The organism is Bartonella sp. AA23NXGY, assembly GCF_042197165.1.
Lineage (GTDB): Bacteria > Pseudomonadota > Alphaproteobacteria > Rhizobiales > Rhizobiaceae > Bartonella.
Genome location: NZ_JBHIRO010000006.1, coordinates 17,386 through 30,085, shown reverse-complemented (window position 1 = coordinate 30,085; position 12,700 = coordinate 17,386). Strand labels below are relative to the sequence as shown.

Annotated in this window: 6 protein-coding genes and 1 pseudogene; 5 read left to right on the top strand and 2 right to left on the bottom strand. The window is 39.5% G+C overall.

The window, feature by feature from the left end; genetic code table 11:
• Nucleotides 1-415: 415 nt before the first annotated feature.
• The 4 genes from acs to ACFINY_RS04500 all read left to right on the top strand — a co-directional run bounded on the left by acs (nucleotide 416) and on the right by ACFINY_RS04500 (nucleotide 5,171).
• Nucleotides 416-2,359, top strand: a complete 1,944-nt coding sequence (acs, locus tag ACFINY_RS04515; protein ID WP_375700883.1) for an acetate--CoA ligase — start codon at nucleotides 416-418, stop codon at nucleotides 2,357-2,359.
• Between the two features lie 533 nt (nucleotides 2,360-2,892).
• On the top strand, nucleotides 2,893-3,552 hold the full coding sequence (ftsE, locus tag ACFINY_RS04510) for a cell division ATP-binding protein FtsE (protein WP_273723097.1): 660 nt from the start codon (nucleotides 2,893-2,895) through the stop codon (nucleotides 3,550-3,552).
• A complete protein-coding gene (locus ACFINY_RS04505; protein WP_375611715.1) occupies nucleotides 3,545-4,498 on the top strand; it encodes a cell division protein FtsX in 954 nt (317 codons plus the stop codon). The genes ftsE and ACFINY_RS04505 overlap by 8 nt, the downstream gene beginning before the upstream one ends.
• Nucleotides 4,499-4,502: 4 nt before the next feature.
• Nucleotides 4,503-5,171 (top strand): YdcF family protein, encoded by a 669-nt coding sequence (locus tag ACFINY_RS04500; RefSeq protein WP_375649789.1) that lies wholly within the window; start codon nucleotides 4,503-4,505, stop codon nucleotides 5,169-5,171.
• A gap of 19 nt (nucleotides 5,172-5,190) precedes the next feature.
• Here ACFINY_RS04500 and ACFINY_RS04495 read toward each other — a convergent pair whose 3' ends face one another.
• Together ACFINY_RS04495 and ACFINY_RS04490 are read right to left on the bottom strand one after the other, a co-directional pair.
• Nucleotides 5,191-5,325, bottom strand: a complete 135-nt coding sequence (locus tag ACFINY_RS04495) for a hypothetical protein (RefSeq protein ID WP_375611713.1) — start codon at nucleotides 5,323-5,325, stop codon at nucleotides 5,191-5,193.
• Between the two features lie 1,188 nt (nucleotides 5,326-6,513).
• Nucleotides 6,514-11,466: a DEAD/DEAH box helicase gene (locus ACFINY_RS04490; protein WP_375700882.1), complete on the bottom strand. Its 4,953-nt coding sequence runs from the start codon at nucleotides 11,464-11,466 to the stop codon at nucleotides 6,514-6,516.
• A gap of 731 nt (nucleotides 11,467-12,197) precedes the next feature.
• Between ACFINY_RS04490 and ACFINY_RS04485 the strand changes: the two are divergent.
• Nucleotides 12,198-12,384, top strand: a pseudogene (locus tag ACFINY_RS04485) (integrase); the annotation flags it as partial.
• Between the last annotated feature and the right edge of the window lie 316 nt (nucleotides 12,385-12,700).

Here is a 12,700-nt window from a genome sequence, read left to right as displayed (position 1 = left end):
GGAAAGTAGCTATAAAATAAACTTTATATACAGTAATTCTTTTCATTATTTTTGATATTTTGGTTTAATTAATTATTAATAAACTTATTCTTTTTTTAATAAGGGAATACAAAATAAAAAACATTTAAAGCGATAATCAATAAAGCACCTTCATCTCCCTTTTTATATGATATTTTTTAGTGCCTTTGTGCGTTTATAAAAAGCTCTATACCGCAATAGTCTTTGCCATATTTGAATATCTTAAAAGCATAAAATACCTTTTTAAGAAAAACGTATCAGATTTAAAAATTGACTATTCTAATCTTTGTCATTTAGTCTAACCTCATAATGAAAAGCTTTTGGGAAAACTCTGCCACAAATATAACCATACAAAAATACAGAGGCAGATTTTTCCAAACAATAAAAAGAGGGAAACATGACTGAAAAAATTTATCCAATATCAGAAGAGATCAAAAAAAATACTTTACTCGATGAGGAAACTTATCAACAATGGTATCGAGAAAGCATCAATGATCCAGAAAGCTTCTGGGCCAAACATGGTCAACGCATTGAATGGTTTAAACCTTTTACAAAAGTAAAAAACACTTCTTTTAACGGAGATGTCTCCATTCAATGGTACGAAGATGGGATAACAAATGTTACCTATAATTGCATTGATCGCCACCTGAAAACCCATGGAGACAAAATCGCGCTCATTTGGGAAGGAGATAATCCTTATCATGATAAAAAAATAACCTATAACGAGCTTTATGAACATGTTTGTCGTTTTGCTAATCTTTTGAAAAGTCGTGGCATTAAGAAAGGCGATAAAGTAACCATTTATCTTCCTATGATTCCCGAAGCAGCCTATGCCATGCTTGCTTGTGCTCGCATTGGTGCTGTTCATTCGGTTATTTTTGCAGGCTTTTCTGCTGAAGCAATAGCAGGACGCCTTGTCGATTGTGAATCAACCTTTATGATTACCGCTGATCACGGCTTGCGTGGCGGCAAACGGATCAACTTAAAAGACAATGTTGATCATGCTATTGAGATAGCAGCACGCCAAAACGTGCATGTGGACCAAGTCATGGTTATACGGCGGACTTGTGGACCCATTCAATGGGTAGAGGGGCGTGATTTTTGGTACCACGAAGAGATAGCTCATACCAAAACAGCTTGTCCACCAGAACCAATGAATGCTGAAGATCCACTTTTTATTCTTTATACTTCAGGCTCCACCGGCAAACCTAAAGGTGTTTTGCATACCACAGCAGGCTATCTTGTTTTTGCCTCGATGACTCACCAATATGTTTTTGATTACCACCCCGATGAAGTTTACTGGTGTACGGCTGATATTGGTTGGATAACCGGCCATTCTTACTTGGTTTATGGACCTTTATGTAATGGTGCGACCACTTTAATGTTTGAAGGCACACCAACCTTTCCTGACAAAGGAAGATTTTGGGAAATTGTCGACAAGCATCAAGTCAATACACTCTACACCGCACCAACAGCTATCCGCGCCTTAATGGGAGCAGGAAATTCGTTTGTTGAACACTCAGACAGAACATCGTTGCGTCTTTTAGGCACAGTAGGAGAACCTATTAACCCAGAAGCATGGGAATGGTTTTATCATATAATTGGAAATGACCGTTGTCCGATTCTCGATACATGGTGGCAAACGGAAACAGGAGGGCATATGATCACACCCTTGCCTGGTGCAACCCCCCTCAAAGCAGGATCGGCCACACGTCCTTTCTTTGGTGTTCAACCCCAAATTGTTGATGCCCAAGGCAATGTTTTAGAAGGTGAAGCAGAAGGCACTCTTTGTATCAGTGATTCATGGCCCGGACAAATGCGCACACTTTATAAGGATCATGAACGCTTTATTCAAACTTATTTTTCCTCCTATAAAGGAAAATATTTTTCAGGCGATAGCTGTAGGCGCGATAGCGACGGTTATTATTGGATCACAGGACGAGTTGATGACATTCTCAATGTCTCGGGGCACAGATTAGGAACCGCTGAAATTGAATCAGCTCTTGTTTCTCATCCCTCTGTATCAGAAGCAGCTATTGTGGGTTACCCGCATCCCATTAAAGGACAAGGAATTTATAGTTTTGTGACCCTCATGGAAGGAACAGCGCCAAGTGAAGAATTGCAAAAAGACCTTATCAAGCATGTGAGACAAGAAATAGGCTCTATTGCCATATTGGATAAAATTCAGTTTGCTCCGCAGCTTCCCAAAACGCGATCAGGGAAAATTATGAGACGTATTTTACGAAAAATCGCTGAAAACGATTTTGATACTCTCGGAGATATTTCAACTCTTGCCGAACCACAAGTTGTTGAAGATCTGATTGCCAACCGACAAAACTAAAAAACACGACGAAATACAACATACGGTGGTTTTTGTTTTTTGCTAAAATTATCTCAGCATTATTACGAAAACCACCGAGGAGAATAAAAAATAAAACAATTCACGAGAAGCTCAATCATTCTAACAACAAACGCTTTTTTTCATAACAGGTAAGAAATAATTTAAGCAAAAACCTCAGGATTGGGATGCGAACAAGAATAAGAAAGTAAGATAAAAAGAGCAACATAGCTTTTTAAAATCACCCAATGTCCACTCAGTGCAAAAAAAGCCTCTGAGTAAGAAGGAAAAATAGTTCTGATGTTTATGCTAGAATCCCTTTGAAATTCCTGCTAAAATCATAAATAAGGCTAAAAAAAGAAAGTATAAGTGATAATATTCTTGAGCAAAAATATTTATCTATAACGAGGGTGTATAAAAAATATTGAAAACCATGAAATCTAAAATAAACAAGCTTACAACAAAAATCTAAAGCAATGAAAGTAAGAGTTTTTAGAATAAATGATGCAATATAAAATCAGGAGTAATAATAAAAAGTGATTCATTTTGAAAATGTCGGCCTACGCTATGGAATGGGCCCTGAGGTCCTTCGTGATATTAGCTTTCATATTCCTCCTGGATCATTTCAATTTCTCACAGGTGCCTCTGGAGCAGGGAAAACGTCGCTGATGCGTCTTATGTTTTTGGCACTAAAACCCACCCGCGGTCATATTGATCTCTTTGGAACAGACACAGCATTGCTCAAACGACAAGAGCTCCCTGCGCTGCGACAACGTATCGGGGTGGTTTTTCAAGATTTTCGTTTACTCGACCACATGACCACTTATGAAAATGTCTCCTTACCTTTACGCATTAAAGGACAAGAAGAAGCAACCTATCGCAGTGAAGTGGAAGATCTTCTCTGTTGGGTAGGTCTTGGAGATCATATTCATGTTTTACCACCGGTTCTTTCCGGTGGGGAAAAACAAAGGGTAGCCATTGCACGCGCACTCATTGATCAACCTGAAATTCTACTTGCCGATGAACCCACCGGAAATGTCGATCCGCCCTTGGCAAAACGCCTCCTCCGTTTGTTTATTGAATTAAACCGTTTTGGAACGGCTGTTATCATTGCCACCCATGATATTGCCTTAATGGAACAAGTTGCAGCACGGCGTATGCTTCTCCATAACGGACGGATGACGATTCATGAATAAGTCTTTCCCCATTTTTACAAGCAATAAAAAAAATACAACAGCGATTATTCCCAGTGGTAATATTTCTGGAAAAGCATTAGTTGCCGTGATTGCTATTATGACATTTCTTTCAAGCCTCACCTTAATCGGTGTTGATTTGGTCCAACGTGCCGCCCAAAATTGGAGTAATCAGATTAGCTATGAAGCAACAATACAAATACGCCCCATTGACAATGTTGATATCAACAAAGCACTCCGTGATGCCGTACAATTGGTTAAAACATTTTCTGGTGTACAAGATGCAAAAATTGTTGACCAAAAAGCTACAGAAAAGTTACTGGAGCCATGGCTTGGAACAGGCTTCAATGTCAATGAACTACCCCTTCCCCGCCTCATCATTGTGACCCTGAAGAGAGATGAAAAAATCAATTTTGCAGCCATTAATCACGCCATTAAAACCCAAATTCCAGGAGGTCAATTTGATGATCACCGTGTTTGGGTTCATCGTTTTGCGACCATGGCACACACCACTGTTTTCATTGGTTTTTCAATTTTAGCATTGGTTTTAGGCTCTCTTATCCTCACCATCATTTTTGCCACCCGCAATGCATTGGCAGAAAATACACATATTATCAATGTCTTATATTTCCTTGGTACTGAAACTCTTTTCATTGCGCGCCAATTTGACTGGCATTTTTTTAAAACTGCGCTGCGTGGTGCTTTATATGGTGGTCTCACAAGCATATTTCTATTTTCAGCCTTTTGTCTCTGGACGAATTATAACTTGGGAAGAGTAGAAGCTAGCCAAGTAACAGCTTTGTTTGGACATCTTTCCATAAGTTCCATCCCCTACGGAAAAATCATTTTTCTTATTATTTTCGTTTCTTTTCTTACCACCCTTACAAACCGCATGACTATTTTAGCGCAACTGAAAAAAATCGATCAATGTGAAAACGGTTTATTTTAATTTTATGACTCACAACACTTTCAACTCATTGACGCAAAACAATTTAGAACGTCCTCTTCCAAAACGGCCCCACTATAATAGTTGGTCTCCCTGCTTTTTATTTCACTATTTTCCACCGACAACCCTTACTCTTTCAATCATTGTTTTCATTTTCTGGAGCGGTTTTATCATTTTTTCTGAAAAAACTGAACGACTTTCTCCCCCAACACCTCTCCCCAAAGCGGATGCCATTATCGTGCTTACAGGCGGAGAAAACCGAATAGAGACAGGACTTAATCTCTTACAAAGGGGGTTTGGTTCACGTCTCCTCATCAGTGGCGTAAACACCACAACCAATCTGAAAAGTCTCATGCACAACATGCATATTACCCCACGGCTTATCTCCTGTTGTATTGACATTGGGCATCAAGCGATTAACACCAGAGGAAACGCCGAAGAAAGCGCCGCTTGGATCAAAAAACACCACTATAGAACTCTTTATATCGTCACCCATGATTACCATGTGTGGCGCTCAATGCGAGAACTTAAATATTTAATGCCTGATATCCATTTCATTGCCTATCCTGTTAAAAAGAACAATGCTGAAAGCGCAATACAACAGATCAATCAAATCCGCATTCTTATATTCCAATATATTAAAACGCTCCAAGTCTATATCAGAACCGCATTCTAATCTTTATCCTTCTGACTTTTTAAAAACCTTGCCACCCACGAACCGCTTCATACCCTTCCACACGAGTTGCCTCTATAAAAGCTCGACAGAGCTTACCCTCATACAACGCAGAACATCCCAATGCACGTGTCACTGTATTTGCACGTTCACCCAAAACATCTCTTACATCCCAAACATATCTCACAGCGCGGATCTGTACATACCATCCCAATATATAAGCTCTTGTAAATAGAGCCCCCAGACAGCCATAAGATCTCCAGACTTGTCATAAAAATCTATTTATACCACTGTCTTACCCTTCATAAAAAATGCAAACCGCCTCACCCTATATTTTGCCACCCCCCAAGTATTACGATAGCTCTTAAATCTCTTGGGATGATTGGTAAGAGGCATGCATTACCCCTTTCTTAAACACGAACATACCAACCTTGTATGACATGCAACGAAGTAATTTTAATAGATTTAAAATGAGAAAATTTATAATACTTAGATTTCTCATTCAACAGAGAGAAGGTTAAACTATCATTATAAATCAATATATTAGAAACAATCTCTTCATTATACAAAGCGTCTTCATAAGAGCATTTTAGATCACAGATAGGAATAAGCTCAAAACGCACACCGCGACAAATACCCTACGTTTTTTATCGCAATCTTTTTTGAAATCATTTCGCTCTCTAAGATCACCTTTTGTCTGGTTTCATCCCCAAAAAGAACGAAAATTTTTAAACTCTATTGATCTGTAAACAATAATAACTCAGCTTCTTGTCTAACGCGTTCCACCTGCTCACTTCAATATCAGAACACCTCAAAAGACAGATTTCATGAGAATTTTCATTTCCTCTCAACATCTCAAAAGGCGACGATTCTTATTAGCAACGATTTGTAAACAATCCACTTTCTCTGGACAGGTTCCACTCAGCTTCCCCATTTATATGGTTTACTCACATAAAGCTAGACAAGAAAACCCTGCCTGAGAATATTCATCACTACCGCTAAAGCTCATGCGTCATAATTTTAGCGACCTCACTGCCTAAGGTGCTGTATCACATACAATATATTGATTTATAATGAAAATTTATTACGCTACAACTTGAATGAGAGCTCTCAATATCATCAGATTCTCTCATTTCAAATCTGCTCTCTATTGAATCAATCAAAACCATTTTCTTGCACATCACATAGGACTTGCACATCACAAAGGAAGAGAGCCTGCGCAGCGTAAAACTGTACAAGAAAGACATGCCTCTTATGGACTTGTCTCAAGTGCCAAGGGCTGTCGCAATACCCACGAGCTGGCAAGGTGTATGATAGTGCCAGTTTGTTACGACTCAACACTTTTTTACCGCACAATGGATAATTTAACCTTTTCAGTTTCTCTCACTTCCAATTTTGGCAGGTTGCGCACAATTTTCATTGTTTCCAAGCTTACAGTAATAACCCGCTGAAACAATTCCAATGGATAAGCTGGATTACCCACCGTTTCAACAGCATAGCGATTGGCATCATTCACAATCCCACTCGCTTTATCCGTTTTGACAACCTGCCGCTCCATAACCCATTCAAGAGCAGGCCTGCCATTGATCACATACTCATAAGCTTCAAGAGGAATATTCTGCATCGTGATATTCGCATTATAAACCACGGTGCTTTTGTCAATAGCACCACGCTTACCAGCAAATTTCATTGCTTCAACACGATAAAAACTCTTCTCATCAGAAATCACCCAAGTTCTTGGATCACCCTGTTTATAGGTAACGGGATAGGGTTCAACCTCTTCATAATTCATATGCAAATCACCAAGCTTTCGCCCCGCTGTAACAAAAGCCCAAAAATCCTCTACCTTTTTAACTGTTGGAATACGCGGCAATTGTTTAGACAGATTATGCGCATAACGAGCACGATAATCTTCAGAATGCAAAATCCCATAAACATAATAAAACAAATCATCCTTTGTTATCATTTCGCCAGGATAAGCTGCCTTAAAATAAGCCAACCCTTCGTCCGTAAGAGCATCACGCCGCTCTAAACCAGTTTCTTTGCTTTCCTCTGCAAAATTTGCAAACAAATGAACCTGATCCCCCTCCTTATTTTTCAAGGACACAGTATCTTCATAAACATACCGTGGAAAACATTGACCAGTATCCATTGCATGAAGATTAGATAAATTCTTAGTCATCAGAACAGAAAATCCACTGCTTGCTCCAATTCCCGTAACTTGTATCACCTTATTTTCAGCCGCTTGTTCCAGAGGAAAAATACGTGGCATTTGTAAAACTCTATGGTTAAAAACACGATTGTAATAGAGCCACTGTTGTGTAAAAGGACGATAAAGGCTCTGGGTAATATACGTATCTTTAAATTTAAAAGCTTTCCCCCTTATTAATTCTTCTTTAAGGCTACTACTCCAACTAATCTTTCTAGAATCTGTATTGACAAAATCGTTCACAGCATTTGCACGTGCTTTGCGATCAGAATGTAGATACGCAGCATTAAAACGCTCTACTTCACTGTTATAAAAAGCAATCATATTGCTCATATTCTTTGCTAAAGCTTCACGACTTGAGTTATATGTCCAAGCATCACGACTAGTTTGTATACCGCCAGAAAAATTTTCAAAGAGCCTTTTATCACTGCCTTTCTTGTCACCTAAGGCTAGAAATTTTTCAAAATCATTATTGCGCTGATTCAGCCAATCGCCATGCTCATCAGGTGTAATCATCTGCCAGCTGTGTTCACGTGTGATACCACCAATACTCCCCAACCTCTGAAGTTCACGGAGCTTTTCTTTTGCTGTGAGATAATCTCCAATATCACGAAAATATATTTTCCCATGCTGTTGTGCATCCGGATTTTTAACCAAAATGGAAATCGCAATAGGTGCGCGAGACCCAGAACCAAAAATCTTTCCCCCCTCCTTTCGAGAGAGTTCTCCAGAAGTTCGTTGATTCCCCCGCAAATGGAAAATATAAAGGCTGCTAAATTCCTCGATTAAACATTTTCGTAAACCATCCGTAGAGTAACTACTAATAAAACCTGCATTTGTCACAAAACCAATAACACCACAGTCTTTTATACGGTCACTTGCCCAACGAATGGCACGAATATAACTGTCATAAAGTCCATTAACATTGCTTGCTTTAGATTGAGCGGCATAGGTTTCACGAATGCGACGATCCAATTTAGGATAGCCAATATTCTGCGCATTGTCGTTTTCACTTTTTTGTCCAGAAGAATAAGGGGGGTTGCCAACAATAACACGAATATCCAGTTCCTTCTGGTGCGCCCGACGTGTACTGTTATCCACCAGCAAATCACTGATCAGGTCTTTTTCTTGCTCATAAAGCTGGAATGTATCGGTCAAACAAATTCCCTCAAACGGAACATAACCTCCCCCCATCAGACCATGATAGGTCGTCTCAATATTAATGGCTGCAATATAATAGGCTAAAAGCACGATTTCATTGGCATGAATTTCACGACAAAATTTGTGTTTCATCTCCTCTGGTTTTATCAGACCCGATTGTAAAAGCCGCGTGATAAAAGTACCCGTTCCAGTAAAAGGATCCATGATGTGCACACCCGATGAGCCAAGCGTTTGCCCAAATTCTTGCTCTAAGACATCATTGACAGAGTGCAAAATAAAATCCACAACCTCGACGGGGGTATAAACAATGCCTAGTTTTTCTACAGTGCGTGGAAAAGCATAACGAAAAAACTTATCATAAAGCTCTACAATCAACCTCTGTTTTGCTTTTGGATCCGTAATGCCACTGGCTCGTAATTTTACACTTGCGTAAAATTTTTCCAGATCTTTGGATTCCTTATCAAGATTTGCCTCATCAAGCACATCAAGCATACGCTGCATAGCACGCGAGACAGGATTCTCACGTGTGAACTGATAGCCTTCAAACAACACCTGAAAAACAGGACGCGTGATAATATGCTGTGCCAACATCTCAATCGCATCAGCTTCTGTAACAGCATCATTTAAATCATCACGCAGTTCTGCCACAAACCTGTCAAAGGCTTGACGCGCCTCAGTATCTGGCTTTGCCAGAATACCTGTTAAGCGTGCAATATGATTCTTAGCAATTTCCGCAATATTGCTCGCCCAATCCTCCCAATAATCTCGTGTCCCACACTTTTTGACAATCTTTGCCATGATGGCACGCGAAATCTCATCCACAGGGAAAGCAAGCTCCCCTTGTTCATCTGTAAAAAGGACATCACGCTCCGCTGTACCAATACCCAATCGTGCTGGTTGTGCGCGTAGTGGAAGATTGTCTACAATAGCCGTAATAGCCTTTAATTCAGTGCTCTGTGTGACACCAATAATCTCAATCACATTGCTGATATCTTGCCCGAGGGATGCCTTATTAATCGTCGCATCAAAACGATCATCATGCGCACGCAAAGCATTTAAAATTTGCCAGATAACCCGATATTTATCATTGTTGTTCAAAGCCTGTTCCACTGGAGTATCAGGAGGAATGCCAATTGGCAAAATGACATATCCCATCTTTTTACCCTCAGAGCGACGCATCACCCGCCCAACCGCTTGCACAACATCAATCTGGCTTTTGCGTGGATTTAAAAACATGATCGCATCAAGAGCCGGAACATCCACCCCCTCAGACAAACACCGAGCATTGGTCAAAATACGACAAACATCCTCACCACTATCAGCTTTCAACCAGTCAAGTAATGCACCACGATCCTTCGCATTAAAAGTGCCATCAACATGCTCAATTTCACACTTCAGAAAATGCTCATTTTCTGTATCCTCTTTCGTATAATCAAGATATTCTCTAACAACCGTAGAAAACTCATCACGCACAAGTTCAGAACTTTTAATAGTTTTACAAAACGCTAAAGCACGATGCATAGGATATAAATCCGCACCAACATCAGCCTTCATATTTTGTTTTGTCAAAGCCTTATAACAGCCAATAATCTTTGTTGCATCATCAAGAATAAGCTCAGAATCGCTATCACTAAGGCGCTTCTGAACAGCGGAACTGACCAATTTTTCGTCCATTGCTAAGACAATAACCTTATAATCTGTTAAAAGATCATTTTGTACTGCCCATGAAAAACCCCGATAAAAAAGTGTTTTACCAAAAAGCTTTTCATCATCCATCGAAGCAAGAACAGCATTAACTTCATTCGCGCGACTTTTTGCGTTATCACCAAAAATACGTGGTGTCGCTGTCATATAAAGGCGCTTCTTGGCGCGAATAACATCATTGGAATGCACCTTAACAAAATTGGATTCATCCTCTCCCACCAGCGTTGCCCCTGTTGTACGGTGCGCTTCATCACAAATGATAAGATCAAATGTTGGCAAACCATAGTTTTTCTGAGCATCAGCAATCACCTGAATGGATTGATAGGTTGCAAACACAACGGTCATCTTATCTGCAACACTCTTCCCCACCTGATCTGCAAGTTTAGCCGCATTAGTTGTCGCCGGAAAAGCAAGATCAAACACATCAATTTCAGCAACATCATCACTATTTTTACGACGCTTTCCCACTTGTGTATCAGAACAGACAGCAAAGGATCTCAATCCAATTCCTGCATCCGTTGTCCATTCACGCACCGTCTGTGACATCAGCGCCAAAGAAGGAACAAGAAACAAAACAAACTTGCCTTCACCTGCCAAATCCTCAGCAATTTTAAGACTGGTAAATGTCTTACCAGTACCACAAGCCATAATAAGCTTCCCCCGATCTGCTTGAGCAAGCCCAGCACGCACATCACGCAATGCTTCCAATTGATGTGGACGCAGCTTCTTTTTATCCTCCAAAACAACTTTGCCCTGGGCTGCAAAAGTTTCCCAACGGATCGGACTTTGTTGTATATCGGAAAGATTAATCCGTATAACAGGAATATCCTGCCCCCGTATCATTGTTTCAGCGTTATCACTCCAAGTACTTTCAGTACTATCTATAATAACACGCCGCTTGAATGGAGCTTTCCCTGATGCCGAAATAAAACTATCAATATCTGCTTTTCTAATCCGATAGGCTGCATCATAAAATTTACATTGGATTGCCGCAAAACCCCCTCCATCACGAAGCTTTGCCACAAGATCGATACCAGTATCACGACCATCCCAATCATTTTCATGAGCCCAATCTTTAAAGGTTTGAACCTTCTCATAACACCCAGACTGAAGAGGATCATGTGTCAGATAAGCAAGAGCAAAACGCTCAAAATATGTACCTTTATCTCGTTCGGTACGCGCTTCATCACGATAGCTCTGTAAAAGCGATTGCAGCGTCGTCATGCTTTTCTCTCTATTAAAAACATTTTCAATTATCGAATCTAGACCTATTCATTAATGCCTCTTGTTCTACCCAAAAAACTTAAAAAAAGCTTAAAATTGCTTGATTTTAAGATATTTCGTCTATGCTTAATTAAATCAACAAGAGAGAATCTTTTGATCCTTTTGAGGATCCCCCAAATCATATGATGCATTTATTGATGTCTATATCCCTATGGAAATAAACGGTAAGGCGTGATGATTTTGAAAATATTTTTTGCCTTTTGTTAAGAATACACAATAAAGTGCGCAATAATTTTAGGATTTAGCTTAAGAATGAGAGGAGGAAATGGATAGGACACCTGCGAACACACAAGACACCAAGGAAGAAACTCCACACACAAAACAGCGCATTTTACGAACGATCATGCATATAATTTCACTATAATACGCAAAATATTAGTCGTGATATTCAAAATATTGATTTTTGAAATATTTCTTTGTCTTTTGTTCTTTCGTAGACTAATTATTCGCTTCTTATACTTTATAGCGGGTGGTTTTAGAATTCTTTTTTATATGTACAATATATTGATTTATAATGATAATATAGCGTCATTCATATTAAATTAGAACTCTGAATAACGTAAGATTTTCTCATTTCAAATCTGTTTATCTTGAATCAATCAAAACCACCTGCTTGCACATCACAAGCGGGATGAGTGTGTGGAGAAAAACTGTACAAGAAATGACTAAAAATGGCTCTTATGAACCGCCGCCTTAATGCAAGGTCTATCGCAACACCCACGAGCTGGCAAATATAATGATGGTGCCGGCTTATTACTTCATAAGCGTAAAGATGGAGGTGCTCAATAGATTTACCATGAACAGCGTCGCAAAATAGGCTTGGATACCTTGAGAAATGTTTCTTTAAAACAAGAGTGTTAATGTGCAACACAATGGCGCTCTGTATCGAACTTGTAGCAGGAGGAAGAATACCATACCAACTAGACATACCATTGCTCATCACTAGCGCCATTATGTTCTTTAGCAGCATAACTGCAGCTTGGTATTACTATGCTCTTACTTCATCTCACATCTGCTGAATATGAGCTTATTCTTTTTCAATAAATGAAAGCCCCTTTCATTCATACATCATTCAAAATAAGAAGTTATCCGCCTCTCAAACTTTTTGTCTTCCTCACCAAACTCATGAAATCAAACCCGCATCTCACGGTATTAGTTCCTAAGATCACGCCCC